General features: G+C 53.6%; 15 protein-coding genes. 13 read left to right on the plus strand and 2 right to left on the minus strand.

The genetic code is table 11. The annotated features are described in order from the left end of the window. Positions 1–84 precede the first annotated feature (84 nt). Entirely contained in the window at positions 85–690 is a 606-nt protein-coding gene (locus ACE38U_RS20550) for an ankyrin repeat domain-containing protein (RefSeq protein ID WP_038474956.1), read from the plus strand. A gap of 48 nt (positions 691–738) precedes the next feature. Continuing rightward, positions 739–2,124, plus strand: a complete 1,386-nt coding sequence (locus tag ACE38U_RS20555; RefSeq protein WP_375530450.1) for an amidohydrolase family protein — start codon at positions 739–741, stop codon at positions 2,122–2,124. 44 nt (positions 2,125–2,168) lie between these two features. Here the strand turns inward: ACE38U_RS20555 and uspG are convergent, their stop codons facing one another. Then, on the minus strand, positions 2,169–2,600 hold the full coding sequence (gene uspG / locus ACE38U_RS20560; protein WP_038474952.1) for a universal stress protein UspG: 432 nt from the start codon (positions 2,598–2,600) through the stop codon (positions 2,169–2,171). Between the two features lie 458 nt (positions 2,601–3,058). Continuing rightward, positions 3,059–3,832, minus strand: a complete 774-nt coding sequence (locus ACE38U_RS20565; RefSeq protein ID WP_375530451.1) for an SDR family NAD(P)-dependent oxidoreductase — start codon at positions 3,830–3,832, stop codon at positions 3,059–3,061. Between the two features lie 164 nt (positions 3,833–3,996). Between ACE38U_RS20565 and ACE38U_RS20570 the strand changes: the two genes are divergently transcribed. The 11 genes from ACE38U_RS20570 (at position 3,997) to ACE38U_RS20620 (ending at position 18,681) form a co-directional block, all read left to right on the plus strand. Further along, on the plus strand, positions 3,997–4,905 hold the full coding sequence (locus ACE38U_RS20570) for a LysR substrate-binding domain-containing protein (protein ID WP_375530452.1): 909 nt from the start codon (positions 3,997–3,999) through the stop codon (positions 4,903–4,905). Then, positions 4,905–6,197, plus strand: a complete 1,293-nt coding sequence (locus tag ACE38U_RS20575) for a DUF445 domain-containing protein (RefSeq protein WP_375530462.1) — start codon at positions 4,905–4,907, stop codon at positions 6,195–6,197. The genes ACE38U_RS20570 and ACE38U_RS20575 overlap by 1 nt, the downstream gene beginning before the upstream one ends. Before the next feature lie 70 nt (positions 6,198–6,267). Next, positions 6,268–6,609 (plus strand): DUF1294 domain-containing protein, encoded by a 342-nt coding sequence (locus ACE38U_RS20580; protein ID WP_375530453.1) that lies wholly within the window; start codon positions 6,268–6,270, stop codon positions 6,607–6,609. Positions 6,610–6,776: 167 nt separating this feature from the next. Next, positions 6,777–7,760: a transcriptional regulator EbgR gene (ebgR, locus tag ACE38U_RS20585; protein ID WP_375530454.1), complete on the plus strand. Its 984-nt coding sequence runs from the start codon at positions 6,777–6,779 to the stop codon at positions 7,758–7,760. A 179-nt stretch (positions 7,761–7,939) separates the two neighbouring features. Then, positions 7,940–11,032 carry a beta-galactosidase subunit alpha gene (gene ebgA / locus ACE38U_RS20590; protein ID WP_375530455.1) on the plus strand — a complete coding sequence of 1,031 codons (3,093 nt, stop codon included), beginning with the start codon at positions 7,940–7,942 and terminating at the stop codon, positions 11,030–11,032. Beyond that, positions 11,029–11,478, plus strand: a complete 450-nt coding sequence (locus tag ACE38U_RS20595; protein ID WP_038474937.1) for a beta-galactosidase subunit beta — start codon at positions 11,029–11,031, stop codon at positions 11,476–11,478. Before ebgA ends, ACE38U_RS20595 begins: the two co-directional genes overlap by 4 nt. A 93-nt stretch (positions 11,479–11,571) precedes the next feature. Next, on the plus strand, positions 11,572–13,005 hold the full coding sequence (locus ACE38U_RS20600; protein WP_038474935.1) for an amino acid permease: 1,434 nt from the start codon (positions 11,572–11,574) through the stop codon (positions 13,003–13,005). A gap of 222 nt (positions 13,006–13,227) precedes the next feature. After that, positions 13,228–14,661 carry an amino acid permease gene (locus ACE38U_RS20605; protein WP_375530456.1) on the plus strand — a complete coding sequence of 478 codons (1,434 nt, stop codon included), beginning with the start codon at positions 13,228–13,230 and terminating at the stop codon, positions 14,659–14,661. Positions 14,662–14,700: 39 nt separating this feature from the next. Then, a complete protein-coding gene (ygjJ, locus tag ACE38U_RS20610; protein WP_375530463.1) occupies positions 14,701–15,759 on the plus strand; it encodes a protein YgjJ in 1,059 nt (352 codons plus the stop codon). 17 nt (positions 15,760–15,776) lie between these two features. Then, positions 15,777–18,128, plus strand: a complete 2,352-nt coding sequence (gene ygjK, locus ACE38U_RS20615; RefSeq protein ID WP_375530457.1) for an alpha-glucosidase — start codon at positions 15,777–15,779, stop codon at positions 18,126–18,128. Positions 18,129–18,300: 172 nt separating this feature from the next. Further along, complete coding sequence (locus ACE38U_RS20620) at positions 18,301–18,681, plus strand: DUF4354 family protein (protein WP_038474923.1); 381 nt, start codon at positions 18,301–18,303, stop codon at positions 18,679–18,681. Positions 18,682–18,698 lie beyond the last annotated feature (17 nt).

Here is an 18,698-nt window from a genome sequence, read left to right on the forward strand (position 1 = left end):
AATCTTTTTTAAGCGGATGTTCTTCCCGCCAGGGCGTTGTTATTCTCGAATTTCAGCAATAACCGCGAACGACAGGAGAACAGTATGTCTGAAAAAGAGCTGGTTACCGGGTTTCTGACGGCGGCCCTGGAAGGGGAAGCCGCAACGCTTAAGGCATGTCTGGAACGTGGCGTGGACATTAACGTGACCAACCGCCAGGGAAGAACGGCGATCACCCTCGCCAGCCTGAGCCAAAAATATGACTGCGTGGCGCTGTTGATTGACGCAGGCGCGGACATTAATCAGCAGGATGAAACCTGTTTCAACCCTTTCCTGATTAGCTGCCTGAATAACGATCTCAAACTGTTACGCCTGCTGTTACCCGCCAGGCCGGACCTGACTCGCTTAACCCGTTTTGGCGGCGTAGGTATTACGCCTGCCAGCGAAAAAGGCCACGTTGAGATTGTGCGTGAGCTGCTGGAACACACCGGGATCAACGTCAACCACACCAATTTCCTCGGCTGGACACCGTTGCTTGAGGCCATCGTGCTGAACGACGGCGGTAAAAAGCAGCAAGAGATCGTTTCTCTGCTGCTGGAAAACGGCGCTAATCCGCACATGACGGATAAGTACGGCAAAACGCCGCTGGAGCTGGCCGAAGAAAAAGGCTACCGCGAAATTGCTCAATTATTGAGAGACGCGGGCGCATAGCCGCCGTAAACCTCACCTCTATTAATCTCTCTGGGTAGAAAAATAAAAATGACTGAAATTGAAAAAAGCCGTCGTGATTTTATCAGCGGAGGCGGCAAGGTCGCCGCCGCCTGTGCGCTGTTTGGGGCAGCCGGAACCGCGGCCTGGGCCGCAAAAACACCTGCAAATGTTAGCGAGAGCGGCAGCCAGATGAAGACCCTCAGTGAAAAACACTATTACCTGGACAACGTGCTGCTGGAAACAGGGTTTAACTACGAGGGCGAAACCGCCGTCAGCACCCGCACCGAACTGCACACGCTCGAAATCAAAGACGGCAAAATTGAGGCACTGCGCGCCAATAAATCTCACCCGGACGGTTCTCTGCACGCTTATGATGCTGGCGGCAAACTGCTGCTCCCGGCCATGCGCGATATGCACATTCACCTGGACAAAACGTTCTACGGCGGCCCGTGGCAGGTGCATAACCGCCCGGAAGGCACCACCATCATGGATATGATTGCCTACGAGCGTAAAATTCTGCCTGAGCTGCAGCCGTATACCCGCGAACGTGCCGGCAAGCTTATCGATCTTATTCAGTCCAAAGGTTCAACCATTGCCCGCAGCCACTGCAACATCGAGCCGGTTTCCGGCCTGAAAAACCTTGAAAACCTGCAGGCGGTGCTGGAGCAGAGAAAGTCCGGGCTGAGCTGCGAAATCGTGGCGTTTCCGCAGCATGGCCTGCTGCTGTCGAAATCTGAACCGCTGATGCGCGAAGCGATGCAGGCCGGGGCACACTACGTCGGCGGCCTGGATCCAACCAACGTTGACGGCGCCATGGAGAAGTCGCTCGACACCATGTTCCAGATTGCGCTTGATTACGACAAAGGCGTGGATATCCACCTGCATGAAACCAGCCCGGCGGGCGTCGCGGCGGTGAATTACATGGTGGAAACGGTGGAGAAAACCCCGCAGCTTAAAGGCAAACTGACCATCAGCCACGGCTTTGCGCTGGCGACCTTAACCCCGCAGCAGGTGGATGACATTGCCACGCGTATGGCGGCCCAGCAGATTAGCATTGCCTCCACCGTGCCTATCGGCACGTTGCATATGCCGCTCAAGCAGCTACAGCAAAAGGGCGTGCTGGTGATGACCGGTACCGACAGCGTGATTGACCACTGGTCGCCTTACGGGCTGGGCGACATGCTGGAAAAAGCCAACCTTTATGCCCAGCTTTACGTTCGCCCGAGCGAGCTGAGCCTGTCGCGTTCGCTGGCCATTGCCACCGGCAATATTTTGCCGCTGGACGACAAAGGCAAGCAGGTGTGGCCGAAGGCAGAGGATGAGGCGAGCTTCGTGCTGGTGGATGCATCCTGTTCGGCAGAAGCCGTGGCGCGTATTTCTCCGCGAACCGCGACCTTCCATCAGGGGAATTTAGTCTGGGGAAGCGTTATTTAACTCGAACTAAAATAGCCTGCATAAGCAGGCTATTTATTTACTCTCTATCTGACAACGAAGACCGGGAAGCGGGCGTGGCGAATAATGCTGGAGGCGTTAGAGCCCAGCAGATGAGTAGAAATAGACGGATTCTTCGAACCGACAATAATCACATCCGCGTGAATTTCCTGCGCGACCTCGTTAACCTCATCCCGCACCGAACCGTAGCGGATCTCCAGCACCACGCGTTCTTTCGGCAGCGAGAAGTGCCCGCGTAATTCTTCCATCTTTTCTTCGGCGTTTTTCTTCAGATATTCGTCGAATTTGCGGATGTCAGAGGAAAAACCGTGGGTATTAAACAGCGGGGATTTAGGCAGAACGTACAGAAGGTGGATAGTGCCCTCAGACTCCTTCGCCAGATATTCGGCATGGCGAATGGCTTTGTCCGTGAGCTCCATTTCATAAACATCCACCGGCATTAAGATGGTTTTATACATCGTTAATCTCCTTTTGGTTACGTTTCATTTATCCTGGCACTAACGATGTTTTTTCGCCGTGATCTGACGGGGAAATAAGGCATTTTGCTATTCCGTATGGGGATAGAACATAGCTGCTTGTTTTCCCCGCAAGGGGGAAGGGCTATTTGAATCTTTATGCTGGAATGGATATGTCCCGTTCACTTCCAGTACATTTTTATATGTAGCCACTGAATCAGTCCTGGGTCGGCTGAGATGCGTTCCCGACGCTCTCAGCCTCCGGCCGTTCCCGACGGCCGGACCCTGGCCAGTCGGAGAGAAAACGGAGGCGATTTAAGCCGGAACCGAGCCTCGCTTCTTATTTTTACCCTCACCCTGACCCTCTCCCTGGAAGGGAGAGGGGATAAACAATGTTTCCCATAGCTTTTGTTTTCTCCCTCGCCCCTTTGGGGAGAGGGCGGGGTGAGGGGCTGTCGTGCCTAGTTGCGGCCTGCCATCACGCCGCCGTCCACGTCCCACAGCGCGCCGGTGACCCAGGTGGTGCTGTCAGACAGCAGGAAGTTGACCACTTCTGCGACGTCGCGCGGGGTGCCGACGCGACCAATTGGGTGGAAGCTGTCGAAGCTGCCCATCACGTCCGCCACATCCTCTTTAGGAATAAAGCCTTCATAAATTGGCGTATGCACTACGGCCGGGGAAATCGCGTTCACGCGGATGCCGTGTGAACCCAGTTCAATAGCAAGGTTTTTCGTCAGCGCATGCAAACCGGCTTTCGCCATGGAGTAGGCGGAAGAAGGCGTGGCGCCGATAGCCTGCTGTGCCCACATGGAACCGATGTTGACGATAGAGCCTTTAATCCCTGCTGCGACCATGTTTTTCACCACTTCGCGAGTGATAAAGAAGGTTGCGCGGTTAATGCTCATGTACATGTCGTAATCCGCTTCTTCATGTTCGGTAAAGGCTTTCGGGAAGAAAACCCCGGCGGCGTTCACCAGCAGGCTGATGTCGCGGTGCCCGGCGTTAATCACCTCCATCACTTTGTGCATCCCTTCGCGGCTCATCAGGTCCGCGACGATGACGGACACTTCGCCCAGGGCAGATAGCGCCTGACGTGCCTGCTCGGCTTTCTCGACGCGGTTGCCGACCAGCACAACTTTCCCGCCGTTTTCCAGCACCTGACGGGCGCTTTCCAGGCCCATACCGCTGGTGCCGCCAACAACTAAAAGTTTCTTACCTGCGAATGATGTAGACATGATGACCTCGTTTCTTTTGGCTTAATAAGAGGAAGCAGCCTGCTGTGGGCCTCCGGAATGGCGACAGAATGCCAAACCCATTTGGGCCTGACGAAGCATAAGAACTTGCATATCGAGAAAGAAAAACTATCTTGTCGGTATGTCGTCTTTTGCGAAGAGAAAACATGAGATCGCTAAATCGCCTGAAATGGCTCCACGCCTTTGAAGCCACCGCACGTCACGGCAGTTTTACCGGGGCAGCGCAAGAGCTGGGCGTAACCCCCGCCGCCGTCGGGCAGCTTGTTCGTTCGCTGGAAGAGTGGGTCGGCCATCCGCTGCTGCACCGCACGAGGAGCGGGAAAGAAAGGCTGACTTTGGTTGATGAGGCGAGAGACGCGCTGCAGGATATCACCGCCGGCCTGGACGGCCTCGAGCAGGGTCTGAATAAGCTGCGTGGCGCCAGGGCGAGAGCCGTGGTGGTGATCACGGCTTCGCAGGTGTTGATGATGAACTGGCTGATGGAGCGCCTGAATCGCTTTTCCGAGCAGCACGACAGCATCGACCTGCGTCTGAACGTCACCGAAAAACTCACCGACGTGCTGCACGGTGAAGCCGATTTAGGCATTCGCTGTGGCCCCGGCAACTGGCCTGGTTTGCAGTCGACCTGGCTGATGGATGAAGAGGCGGTAATCGTCTGCAGCCCGCAACTGCTCAACGGCGTGACCGAGGCCGACTGGCTGTCGAAGCAGAAGCTTATCTACGACGATACGCCGCACCCTGGCGCGAACTTCCCGGACTGGGAAACAATTTCTCAGCACGTTGGCGTAACGTTGTGCGAGCAAAACGGGCTGCATATTAACTCCACGTCGGCGGTGATCCTCGCGGCGTTAAGCGGCCGTGGCGTGGCGGTGGTGCGCAAAGCGCTGGTGCAGCAGTCGATCGATCTGGGCCAGCTGCGCCAGCTTTTCCCGCAGCACAAATGGCCGCTGACCTGGGCCTACTTTATCGTTCGCTCTGAGCGGTCCAGCCGCCGCCCGGAGGTCACGCTGTTCCATGACTGGCTGGTGGCAGAGACGGGCGCTACGCTTAAATGATGGAAAAACTCACCGAATTAAAGCGTGCAAAACGGCTGGCGCTCTCGCTGTTGCTGATTGCCGCCGCGACGTTTGTCGCCACCTTATTCCTGCCGCCAAGCTTCTGGGTTAGCGGCCTGAAAGCTATTTCTGAAGCGGCGATGGTTGGCGCGCTGGCGGACTGGTTTGCGGTTGTGGCGCTGTTTCGCCGCGTCCCGATCCCGTTTATCTCCCGGCATACGGCCATTATTCCGCGTAATAAAGACCGAATCGGCGAGAACCTCGGCAAGTTCGTACAGGAGAAGTTTCTCGATACCCAGTCGCTGATTGACCTTATTCGCCGCCACGAACCGGCGCAGATGATGGGCAACTGGTTTCGCCAGCCGGACAATGCGCAGCGGGTAGGGCAGCATTTGCTCAAGGTCATGGAGGCGTTTTTATCGCTGACGGACGACGCACGCATTCAGGGGCTGATTCGCCGCGCGGTGCATAAGGCGATAGATAAAGTCGACCTCAGCTACTCCAGCGCGATGCTGCTGGAAAGCCTGACCAAAAACAACCGGCATCAGGCCTTGCTCGACTCGGTGATTGCTCAGTTGCTGGCGCTGCTGGAGAAACCGGCCAGCCGGGAATTTATTGCCCGCCAAATCGTCCACTGGCTGGAAACCGAGCACCCGGTTAAGGCGAAGGTGTTGCCCACCGAATGGCTGGGGGAGCAAAGTGCGGAGCTGGTGTCCGACGCCGTTAACTCCCTACTGGATGACGTCAGCCAGGACAAAACGCACCAGATTCGCCGCGCCTTTGATAGCGCGGTTCAACGGCTTATCGACAATCTAAAAAATGACCCGGAAATGGCCGCCAAAGCGGAAACGATCAAAAGTTACCTGAAGGAGGATGAGAAGTTTAACCTTTACCTCGGCGAGCTTTGGAACGACCTGCGCGGCTGGCTGAAAACTGACATCGCCAGCGAAGATTCCCGGCTGCAAAAGCGCATTGCCGAAGCGGGGCAGTGGCTGGGCGAAACGCTGATGGCCGATGCCTCGCTCCGGGCTTCGCTGAATGAGCATCTTGAGCAGGCGGCACGGCACGTAGCGCCGGATTTCTCTGCGTTTCTTACCCGACACATTAGCGACACGGTGAAAAGCTGGGACGCAAAAGATATGTCGCGGCAGATTGAGCTGAACATCGGCAAAGACCTGCAGTTTATCCGCATTAACGGCACGCTGGTGGGCGGCTCGGTTGGCCTTGTATTGTATTTGCTTTCGCAGCTGTCGGGCGTGATTGAGCCGCTGTTATCCGGACATCCAAATTAACTGGCAGAGCCATGTGAAATTTTAGGTATAATTACGTTTTATTTTCAATGACCTATTGCTGCGATATCCTATGATCCTTAACCAATTCTGCTATTTTCTTCTGGTGCTCGCCGCGGTGGGCAGCGCTTTGATGCCTCACTCTTTGGTTATGTGGTTTGGGCTGGTGAATGTGCTCACGCTGCTGGTTTACGGCGGTGACAAACTGGCTGCGGTAAAGGCCTGGCGGCGCGTGCCGGAGACAACATTGCTTATCTTTGGTCTGGTAGGTGGCTGGCCCGGGGCGATTCTGGCCCAAAAAATTTTTCGCCATAAAACGCAAAAACAGCCGTTCAGAAAATGGTTTTTTATTACGGTGCTCGTAAACGTCATCGTCATTATTGCCGTGGTATATAAATTTTATTTATCCCGTTGACGAAAATTTTATATGGCATAGATAAAAGGCTGACGCCCGTATTTATTTATCTTGTTCCCTCATCGTAGTGGCTAAAAAATCGCTAATTTTTACTAAAAACAGATGCATGTCCCCAGGCTTGCTTTACACTATGGGCAAACAAAGAGCTTTGTCCGGTAGGGAAAAAGATGGCGACATTGAAAGACATTGCGGTTGAGGCGGGCGTTTCACTGGCGACGGTGTCGCGGGTGTTGAATGACGACCCAGGCCTGAACGTGAAAGAAGAAACCAAGCGGCGGATACTCGAAATAGCGGAAAAGCTGGAATATAAAAACAGCAGTTCGCGCAGAATGTTGGCCAATCCCGTAGGCCAGCATCATTTTTTGGCGCTCTACAGCTATCAGCAAGATCTGGAAATTAACGATCCTTACTACCTGGCTATTCGCCATGGGATTGAAACGCAATGTGAAAAATTAGGGATCGAATTAACGAACTGTTATCTCGGCCATGCCCTGCCGGAGCTAAAAAAGGTGACCGGCGTGTTGGTGATTGGGCAGCCCTCTGATGGGACCCGTGAAACCCTTCGCGCGATGACAGATAACCTCTGTTTCATCGATTTTCACGAGCCAGGCGGCCAGTACGATGCCGTAGACATTGATCTGGTCAGGATTGCCAAAGAGGTTATCGATTTCTTTATTGCCCAGGGCGTGTCGCGTATTGGGTTCATTGGTGGTCAGGATCGGCCAGGAAAAGCGGATATTCGTGAGATAGCCTTCGCCGAATATGGCCGCCTGAAGGGCGTAGTGTCCGAGGACGACATCTGGCGCGGCGGTTTCTCAAGCTCATCGGGTTACGAACTGGCAAAGACGATGCTGGCCCAGGGCGATTATCCTTCTGCGCTGTTTGTGGCGTCAGACTCCATCGCGATTGGCGTTTTACGAGCCATCCATGAACGTGGGCTGAAGATACCGGGCGACATTTCGCTGATCAGCGTGAACGATATCCCAACCGCACGTTTTACCTTCCCACCGCTTTCCACGGTGCGTATCCATTCCGAAATGATGGGCAGCCAGGGCGTTAATCTGTTGGTTGAAAAAGCCCGTGATGGCCGTGCTCTGCCGCTCAATGTGTTTGTTCCCAGCGTCCTCAAACTGCGCGGTACCACGCGCTAGCTTCTTCCCCTGGCGCCGGAGAACAACCGTTTTCCGGCGGTATCCCTGACCTGCTGATACACCCCTGTCCCGAATGCTCATTTTGTGATCGAGTTAAAGCAAATCGTCTCTGCTTATTTTATTTAGTAAAAGTTTTACTAAAATAAAACGCAATTATTTAGTGCGTACAGGGAGGCGAGATGAATCGCTGGGAAAATCTTCAACTTACTCATGAAAACAGGCTGCCGCCGCGCGCCTATTTCTTCGCTTATGATTCGCTGGCGAAAGCGCGTTCGTTTGTGCGTGAAAACAGTAATCATTTCTTATCCCTCAGCGGGCAGTGGAACTTCCGGTTCTTTACCAATCCATTGTTGGTTCCTGAAGCGTTTACCGCTGAGATGATTGACGGCTGGGGCTCAATTACCGTGCCGGGAATGTGGCAGATGGAAGGCCACGGCCAGTTGCAGTACACCGATGAAGGTTTTCCGTTCCCGATTGACGTGCCGTTTGTGCCAACCGACAACCCGACTGGCGCGTACCAGCGTGTGTTTACCCTCGGTGATAATTGGCAGGGTAAACAAACGATTATCAAATTTGATGGCGTAGAAACCTATTTTGAAGTCTACGTTAACGGCCAGTATATCGGGTTCAGTAAAGGGAGCCGCCTGACGGCCGAATTTGATATCAGTGCGGCGGTGAAAACTGGCGACAATCTGTTGGCCGTTCGCGTCATGCAATGGGCGGACTCGACCTACATTGAAGATCAGGATATGTGGTGGACGGCGGGGATTTTCCGTGACGTGTACCTGGTAGGGAAACATCCGCTGCATGTGCAGGACTTCACGCTGCGGACTGATTTTAGCGATGACTATCGCGATGCGACACTTGCCTGCCAGTTAATGCTGGAGAACCTCGCGACCCCAGCCGCCGGGACCACGCTGGAATACACCCTGTTCGATGGCGACACTGCGCTTTATCACGGGGTGAAAGAGCATTTAACGGTTGATCGGCAGCTTAATACCGATTTTTCGATTGAGGTAAAAGCCCCTCAGCAGTGGTCGGCAGAAAATCCATATCTGTATCACCTGGTGCTGACGCTGAAAAACGCCGCAGGTGAAATTCTTGAAATCATCCCGCAGCGCGTTGGCTTCCGCGATATTAAAGTGCGCGACGGCCTGTTTTACGTCAACAACCACTATTTGATGCTGCACGGCGTCAACCGCCACGACAACGACCACCTGAAAGGCCGCGCCGTGGGGATGGATCGCGTCGAAAAAGATCTGCAGCTGATGAAGCAGTACAACATCAACTCAGTGCGTACCGCCCACTACCCGAACGATCCGCGTTTTTACGAACTGTGTGATATTTATGGCCTGTTCGTGATGGCAGAAACGGACGTGGAATCACACGGTTTCGCCAACGTCGGCAACCTGAGCCGTATCACCGACGACCCGGAGTGGGAACACATCTACGTCGAGCGCATCGTGCGTCACGTTCATGCGCAGAAAAACCACCCGTCAATCATCATCTGGTCGCTGGGGAATGAATCCGGCTACGGCTGCAATATTCGTGCGATGTACCGCGCCTGCAAAGCGTTGGACGATACGCGCCTTGTTCATTATGAAGAGGATCGTGATGCAGAGGTCGTGGATATTATTTCGACCATGTATACCCGTGTGCCGCTGATGAACGAGTTTGGGGAATATCCGCATGCTAAGCCGCGCATTATCTGTGAATACGCCCATGCAATGGGGAACGGCCCTGGCGGCCTGACCGAATATCAAAATGTCTTTTATCAACACGACAGCATTCAGGGCCACTACGTCTGGGAGTGGTGCGATCACGGTATTCAGGCCAGCGATGAAAACGGCACGGTATTCTACAAGTACGGCGGCGACTACGGCGACTACCCGAACAACTACAATTTCTGCCTCGATGGGCTGATCTTCTCCGACCAAACGCCGGGGCCAGGGCTACAGGAATACAAACAGGTCATTGCGCCGGTAAAAGTCCGGGTCGAAGATCTTCAGCGCGGCATTCTGCGTATTGAGAACAAACTGTGGTTCTCTAGTCTGGACGATTACACCCTGAACGTGGAGATCCGTGCCGAGGGCGAAACACTCTCCAGCCAGCGTTTGAAAGTGGAAGGGCTGGCCGCCAACAGCGCCCGCGAGGTCAGCATTGCGCTGCCGAAGCTTGATGAGCGTGAAACCTTTATCAATATCAGCGTGACCAAAGACTCCCGCACCCTGTACAGCGAGGCTAATCACGCCATTGCGGTATATCAGTTCCCGCTAAAAGCGCAGACGGCGGCAAAAACGCCGTGGATAAATACCAGCGCCACGGCGCTGCAGGTTGCCGACGAACGCTTGAGCTACCGCATTATTGGGCACAACTTCCACGTCGTGTTCTCGAAGGTGAGCGGCAAGCTGACCGAGTGGCAGGTGAATGGGGTTAATCAGGTCACCCGTGAGCCGAAAATCAACTTCTTCAAGCCGATGATTGATAACCATAAGCAGGAGTTTGAAGGGCTGTGGGAACCCGCGCACCTGCCGATTATGCAGGAGCATTTACGCGAGTTTAACGCTGAAATGCACGGCGACACGGCGGTTATCTCTACCCGAACGATTGTTGCACCGCCGGTATTCGACTTTGGTATGCGCTGCACCTATCGCTGGCAGATTACCCCCCAGGGGAATATCAACGTTGAGCTGCAGGGCGAGCGCTACGGTGATTATCCCCATATCGTGCCGTGCATCGGCTTTATGCTGGGGATCAACGGCGAGTTTGAGCAGGTTGATTACTACGGCCGTGGCCCCGGCGAGAACTACGCCGACAGCCAGCAAAGCAACATCATCGATCTTTGGCGCACCACCGTTGATGACATGTTCGTCAACTATCCCTTCCCGCAGAACAACGGCAACCGCCAGCATGTGCGCTGGGCGTCGTTTACCGACCGTCACGGTAGCGGCCTGCTGGTGGTGCCAAGCCAACCCATCAACATTAGTGCCTGGCACTACACCGCTGAAAACCTGCACGCCGCGCAGCACTGTAATGAGCTTCGGCGCAGCGACGACATCACGCTAAACATTGACGCTCAACTGCTCGGACTCGGCTCCAACTCGTGGGGGAGCGAAGTGCTGGATAGCTGGCGCGTGTGGCTTAAACCTTTCAATTACGGTTTTACGTTGCTGCCGCTGGAAGGCGGGCGCAGCACCTCGCAGGCGCTCGCGCATCATAACTTCGGCGCTGATTTCTTTTCTCCTGTTTCACATAGCGAGGCTGAACAATGAGAGTTCTCGATAATTTAGAAGAGTTTAAGCAGGTCTATCACAGCGGCCGGAAGTGGCAGCGCTGCGTGGAAGCCATCAATAACATCGACAATATTCGCCCCGGCGTGGCCCACTCCATCGGTGACTCGCTCTCTTATCGGGTAAGCACCGAGAGCTGTACTGACGCGCTGTTTGCGGGGAGTCGTCGTTATTTCGACGTGCATTACTACCTTCAGGGGCGGCAAAAAATTGAGTTCGCGCCGAAAGAGCAGCTGCGAACGGTGGCCTGCTACCGGGACGAAACCGATCGGGAATACCTGAAAGGCGTCGGTGAAATCGTGACGGTAAACGAGGGGCAGATGGTTATCTGCGACACCGAAGAGGCTTACCGCTTTATCAGCGATGAATGGGTAAAAAAAGTGATCCTCAGAGTCACTATTGAAGACGGCTATTTTCTTAATAAATAACGCTAGTTACGGTGCGCACCAAGGCCAGCGGCACGCCCCGCTGGTCTTCCCTGTACTTCCCCATAACGGGGGATGTGAATTTTCGGAGGACGTATGTCCACATCAATTCGGGCAAAAATAGGCAAGTTCGCCCTGCTGTCGATGGCATTTACGGCGGTCTTTAACGTACGAAATATCGTCAATAACAATATCGAGTTAGGGCTGAGTTCAGCGCCGATTTTCTTATTCGCGACGGTGGTTTACTTCATTCCCTTTGTCTTTATCATCGCCGAATTTGTCTCGGCGAATAAAAATTCTGAATCAGGCATGTACGCCTGGCTGAAGCAGCCGCTGGGGACTCGCGCGGCCTATCTGGGCTCATTCCTGTACTGGTTTGTGAATCTGTTCTTCTTCCTCTCATTACTGCCGAACGTCGTGGCCTATGCCTCCTACGCCATTATGGGGTACTCAATACCGTTCTCGCCGATGGTGACGTCGCTGATTTCGATTGTGCTGTTTGCGATGGCAACCCATATCTCGACCAAGGGCGCGACGTGGCTGGGGAAAATTTCTGAATGCGTGGCCTACGGCGTCTTTGCGCTGTTTGCTATCTACGTGGTCGGGGCTTTCACGGCTTTGGGCAGCGGGCACGTACCGGCGCAGCCGATTACGCTGGCGGCAATGACGCCGACCATCAACTGGGCAACGCTTGGCATCATGTGCTGGATTTTCCAGGCGGCGGGCGGGGCAGAAACCGTTGCGGCTTACCTGAATGATACAAAAGGCGGGCAGAAATCCTTCATCAAAGTGATCATTACCGCCGGGGTGCTGATCGGCGGCATGTACGCCCTGGGCTCGCTATTAGTGAACGTTTTTGTCGCACGAGAAGATCTCACTTACGCGGCGGGAATGGTGGAAATCTTTACCGGTCTTGGCGCGTACTTCCATATTCCTGAAGCGCTAATGGGGCGTTTTGTCGGCATTATTCTGTTTATCGCCATCTTCGGCAGCATGATGATGTGGACGGCGGCCCCGGTCAAAATTCACTTCTCGGAAATCCCGGAAGGAATTTATGGCAAGAAAACCACCGAACTGAATGCACACGGCGTGCCGGTGCGTGCGGCGTGGTGGCAGTTTGTTTTTGTGCTGCTGATGCTTATTGTTAACGGCTTCGGCTCCGCCAGCGTCCAACAGATGATGAATACCGCCATCAACCTGACGGCGGGGACGGCGATGTTGCCGCCAATATTTATTATGGCGGCCTACTTTGTCTTCCGTTGGAAGCACGATGACACCCCGCGTGATTTCCGCATGGGGTCAAAAGCGGTTGGGATGAGCGTCGTTTCTATGCTGATGATTATTTTTGTGGTCAGCATGGCCGCCTCTGCGTTCCCGCCGGGTGTGGATCTGGTTAACGCCTTCTTTATTAACGTCTTTATGACCGCAGTGTTCTCCGGGCTTGCCTGGTGGTGGATCACCCGTTTTGAAAATAAACAGAAGAAACGTCTGGTAACCTCGCCTCGGGCGGTGCCAAAAGCAGTGAAATAATATCCGCATCGTCGCCAGCCCTCCCTCGGCTGGCGCATCTCCTCCTTTTCATCGCTGCATACCTCGCACTATTTTCGTGATCGGGTTAAAGCAACCAGACTTTTACTCTTTGTTTTACTAAATTTTTTACTAAAATATACATTAGTGGTTAACGCCCTCTATCCTACAAACAACGCAGACCCTTCGGGTTACCCACGGAAGGAAACTGCGTGGAGATGTGTTATGTCTGATACTAAACGTAATACCATCGGCAAGTTTGGCCTGCTGTCGCTGACCTTTGCCGCTGTTTACAGTTTTAATAACGTCATCAATAACAATATCGAACTTGGGTTAGCGTCGGCCCCGATGTTTTTTCTGGCTACGTTGCTCTATTTTATTCCGTTCTGTTTGATTATCGCTGAGTTTGTGTCACTGAATAAAAATTCAGAGGCCGGGGTCTACGCCTGGGTGAAAAGTGCATTGGGCGGGCGCTGGGCGTTTATTACCGCGTACACCTATTGGTTCGTTAACCTGTTCTTTTTCACTTCTTTATTGCCGCGTGTTATTGCCTATGCTTCATATGCGTTCCTCGGCTATGAATACATTCTGACGCCGATAGCCACCACGCTGCTGAGCATGGTGCTGTTTGCGCTATCAACCTGGGTGTCGACCAATGGCGCAAAAATGCTGGGGCCGATTACCTCCGTCACTTCATCTCTCATGTTGCTGCTCACGTTGTCGTATATTTTGCTCTCAGGCACCGCGCTGGTGGGCGGTATTCAGCCCGCAGACCCGATTACCGTTGAGGCCATGATCCCTGACTTTAACTGGGCATTCCTCGGTATTACGACCTGGATTTTCATGGCAGCCGGCGGCGCTGAATCCGTTGCGGTATACGTGAATGACGTGAAGGGCGGGGCGAAATCGTTCGTTAAAGTGATAATCCTGGCGGGGATTTTTATCGGCGTTCTTTATTCGATTTCGTCGGTGCTGATTAACGTCTTTGTGAGCAGTAAAGAGCTGAAATTCACCGGCGGGTCGGTGCAGGTGTTCCATGGCATGGCGGTCTATTTCGGCCTGCCGGAAATCTTAATTAATCGCTTTGTTGGCCTGGTTTCCTTCACCGCCATGTTCGGGTCATTGCTGATGTGGACGGCGACGCCGGTCAAAATATTCTTCTCGGAAATCCCCAGCGGTATTTTTGGTCAAAAAACCGTCGAGCTGAATAAAAATGGTGTGCCTGCCCGCGCGGCGTGGATTCAATTTTTGATTGTTATCCCGCTGATGATTATCCCGATGCTGGGCTCTAATACCGTTCAGGATTTAATGAATACCATTATTAACATGACCGCTGCTGCTTCGATGTTGCCGCCGTTATTCATTATGCTGGCATACCTTAATCTTCGCCGTAAATACGATCATCTGCCGCGTGATTTCAAAATGGGTTCACAGAAAACGGGTATTACGATTGTCTCTATGCTGATTGTTATTTTTACCATTGGGTTTGTCGCGTCTACATTCCCGACGGGTGGGAATATCTTGACGATCGTTTTTTATAACGTGGGGGGAATAGTGCTTTTCCTGGGCTTCGCATGGTGGAAGTACAGTAAATATATCAAAGGGCTAACGCCGGAAGAGCAAAAGGCAGAAGCAAAACCGGTCGTACATTCTGCATGAAATAATTTTAAAACAACCTTTATTGTCTTTTTAAATATGATGAAAAATAAAAAATACCTCTGCGGGGCGCTCGTTGCTCTGGCTTTTTGCACCCCCGTTCGGGCCGCTGAGATGCTGCACCCGGCGGAGCATGATGATACGAAAACACCGACGCTGAATACCACTTCATACCGTTTTTATGGCGAGTCAGGCGCTGGCGGCTATATGGATTTAGAAAACGAGGATAAACATAAATATAGTGATGGCACCTATATTGAAGGTGGCCTGGAAATTAAGCATGGGCCATGGTTTGGCTTAATTTACGGCGAAGGCTGGACGGTGCAGGCGGATAATCAGGGTAACGCCTGGGTGCCCGATCACAGCTGGGGCGGTTTTGAAGGCGGTATTAACCGTTTCTACGGCGGCTATAAAACCGCTGACAGCACGGAAATTATGCTCAGCGTACGGCAGGATTCCTCGCTGGATGACCTGCAGTGGTGGGCGGATTTTACCCCGGACCTGGGCTATGTGATCCCCAATACCCGTGATATTCAGTACGCGCTAAAAGTGCAGAATCTGCACGGCAGTTTCCGCTACAGCGTTACCGCCACGCCCGCGGGACATCACAACGAAAGCAAGTCCTGGCTGCACTTTGGCAAATATGACCGTTATGACGACAAATCCACCTACCCGGCGATGGTCAACGGCTACATTCAGTACGATATCGCCAAAGATATTACCTGGCTGAATGGGATGGAAGTGACTGACGGCACGGGCGAAATGTTCCTGACCGGCTTTTTATCACCGAATTTTGGCGCGCGTGCCTGGCACCACACCGGGCGGGCGAAGGGGCTGGGAACGCCCGGAACCGAAACGGGCTTTATGGCTAGCGCCATGTATGAAGCTTTCAAAGGCTTTTATCTCTCCACTGCCTACAGCTATGCCAGGCATCGCCCGGACCGCGCCGCCGATGAAACCACCGCTTTTGTGCAGTTCGGCATTTGGTATGAATACGGCAATGGCCGCTTCGCTACCGCCGCAGATAGCCGATTTTACACGCAGAATGCCTCTGGCGACCCGAGCGACAAAATTTTCCTGATGCAATATTTCTACTGGTAAGAAGGGATATAACAACCATGAATATGACTTCCACCCTGACGCCGCTCGCCTGTGCGCTGCTGCTGAGCTTTTCCGCCCACGCCGTCACGGCCGACGACTTCAAAAATGTGGTTAACCGCACCGGCGCGCCGCAGTACATGCAGGATTTTGATTACGACGATCATCAGCGTTTTAACCCGTTCTTTGATCTCGGCGCGTGGCATGGGCATTTGCTGCCTGACGGCCCGGCAACGATGGGCGGTTTCCCCGGCCCGGCGCTGCTGACGGAAGAGTACATCAACTTTATGTCGACCAATTTTGACCGTCTGACGGTGTACCAGAACGGTAAAAAACTGGCTTTCACGATGCAGGCGTACAGCATTCCCGGCGCGTTAATCCAGAAGCTCTCCGCGCCCGGCGTGCAGGTTGAGATGACGCTACGTTTTGCCAGCCCGCACACCTCACTGCTGGAAACCAAAATCACCAGCAGCACGCCGCTGAAGCTGGTGTGGGACGGAGAGCTGCTGGAAAAGCTGGAGGCCAAAGAGGGGAAAGCGCTGTCGGATAAAACCATCGACGCGGCGTTTCCTGATTATCAACGCCGCCTGAAGGCGACTCATGATGGCCTGACGGTGACTTTTGGCAAGGTGCGCGCCGACTCCGCGCTGATGACCTCCGGTGAATCGCAGTACCAGATTCACCGTTCGATGACGACGAACACTGAAATTGATGGCCACCGTTTTACCAGCACCGCGCAAATTAACGGCTCCACCACGCTGTACACCACCTATTCACACCTGCTGACCGCCGAACAGGTACAGCATGAGAAAACGCAGATTCGAGATATTCTGGCGCGTCCGGCCTCTTACCTGAAAGCTTCCGAACAGCGCTGGGAAGGATATCTGCAAAAAGGGCTGACTAATCCGGATGCCACCGCAGAACAAACTCGCGTGGCGGTAAAAGCCATTGAAACGCTGAACGGTAACTGGCGTGCGCCGGGCGGGGCGGTGCAGCACAACACCGTTACGCCATCGGTCACCGGGCGCTGGTTCTCGGGTAACCAGACCTGGCCGTGGGATACCTGGAAACAGGCTTACGCGATGGCGCATTTCAACCCGGAAATAGCCAAAGAGAACATCCGCGCCGTGTTCTCCTGGCAAATTAAGCCTGGTGATAAGGTTCGCCCGCAGGACGCCGGGTTCGTCCCAGACTTGATTGCCTGGAACCTCAGCCCGGAGCGCGGCGGTGACGGCAGTAACTGGAACGAACGTAACACCAAGCCGAGCCTGGCCGCCTGGGCGGTGATGGAGGTGTACAATGTCACCCAGGACAAAGCCTGGCTCCAGGAGATGTATCCGAAGCTGGTGGCCTATCACGACTGGTGGTTGCGCAACCGCGACCATAACGGCAATGGCGTGCCGGAATACGGTGCCACGCGCGATAAAGCGCACAATACTGCCGGCGGTGCGATGCTGTTTACCCTGAAAAAAGGGACGCAGCAGGAGATGCTTTCCGGCCTGAAGGCTTATGAAAGCGTGACGGCGAAAGGCGATTACGACAGCCTTGAAATCCCGGCCCAAACTGCGGCGTCGTGGGAGTCCGGGCGCGATGATGCGGCGGTATTTGGCTTTATCGATAAAGATCAGCTGGATAATTACGTCGCGAACGGCGGTAAGCGCGGCGACTGGACGGTGAAATTTGCTGAAAACCGCGATCGGCAGGGCAATTTGCTCGGTTACTCGCTGCTGCAGGAGTCGGTCGACCAGGCCAGCTACATGTACAGCGATAACCATTATCTGGCGGAGATGGCGGGTATTTTAGGCAAGCCGGAAGACGCCAGGCGCTATCAGGCGCTGGCACAGAAACTCGCGGATTATATTAATACCTGCATGTTCGACCCGCAGACGAAATTCTATTACGACATCCGTATTGAAGCTCAACCACTGGCGAACGGCTGTGCCGGTAAGCCGATTGTTGAACGAGGTAAAGGACCGGAAGGCTGGTCACCGCTGTTTAACGGTGCAGCAACGCAGCAGCATGCTGACGGCGTTATCTCAGTGATGCTGGATAAAAAGGAGTTCAACACCTTTGTGCCACTCGGTACGGCGGCGTTAACCAACCCGGCGTTTGGCCCGGATATTTACTGGCGCGGGCGTGTCTGGGTCGATCAGCTGTGGTTTGGCCTGAAAGGCATGGCGCGTTACGGCCATCGCGAAGAGGCGCTTAAACTGGCGGATGCATTCTTTAAACACGCCAAAGGCTTAACCTCCGATGGCCCAATTCAGGAAAACTATAATCCGCTGACTGGCGCCCAGCAGGGAGCACCAAACTTCTCCTGGAGTGCGGCACATTTATATATGTTATATAACGAGTTTTTCCGTAAACCTTAGCGTTAAAGCCTGATGGTGACCGCGCCATCAGGCGAATTCCAGGCTTTGCCTTCTAAGCATGTAGTATATCGACGGTAATTTACGGGAGGTTTAGGTTAGGGGAACTACTCTTGAGGCTGGGCTGCGGTATCCGCAGTGACTGAGATGTTAACCCTAAAGAAAGGATTTTACGATGAAGGTACTTACTCTTGTTTCATCTCTGGCGTTGGCTGGTTTTTGTTTTTCCGCGGTAGCTGAAACACCTGCAAACATTGCCGTTTATGCTACGCATAAATCCACCGGTTCTATGTCCGTGGGTGGGAAAAGTGCTTATACCAACACCTTTGAAGTGATGGTTGCAAACGTCTCTGATAAAGACATTGATCTCTCGAAGGTGTGCCTGAAAGCAACCGCTCCGGACCACAAAGAATTTGCATTGGACACCGTAGATGAAGCTTTGTCTAAAGGCTCGTTAAGGGCAGGTAAAATGGTTAAAGGTATTGCTGTTTTCGCCTCCGAAGATGCGAAAGTTAATGACGCGTTGCTGATTACCCTTTCCGCTGAATGCAAGTAATCGTTACAGGCAGCCCA

Origin of the sequence: Cedecea selenatireducens (assembly GCF_042138895.1) — a bacterium.
GTDB lineage: Bacteria > Pseudomonadota > Gammaproteobacteria > Enterobacterales > Enterobacteriaceae > Cedecea > Cedecea selenatireducens.